Annotated in this window: 1 protein-coding gene; it reads left to right on the top strand. The window is 57.4% G+C overall.

Annotation, left to right across the window (positions count from 1 at the left end; all coding sequences use genetic code 11):
• On the top strand, window positions 1-77 hold a 77-nt coding region (locus tag GYB81_RS24930; protein ID WP_233787695.1), incomplete at its 5' end, for a hypothetical protein.
• Window positions 78-242 lie beyond the last annotated feature (165 nt).

Below are 242 nucleotides of genomic sequence, written 5' to 3' on the forward strand. Positions count from 1 at the left end.
CCCAGTACCAAGCCGTTGCCAAAATATCCAAAGCAACCGCGACCCGCCATCTGAGCGACCTGCTGGAAAAGGGCTGAATCGAGCGGCTGCCCGGTGGAGGGCGCAGCACCCGTTATCAGATAGCACGCTGAGCACCTTAGACGAGTTGGTCAGCCTCTAGTGCGTCATCGCGTCATAGGACAATGGTCGCGATCCCCCTTGAGCCATTGAAAGCAATTAGCCATTATTCGGGTGTGCCAGGC

It is taken from the genome of Pseudomonas yangonensis (assembly GCF_009932725.1).
In the GTDB taxonomy this organism is placed as follows: Bacteria; Pseudomonadota; Gammaproteobacteria; order Pseudomonadales; family Pseudomonadaceae; genus Aquipseudomonas; species Aquipseudomonas yangonensis.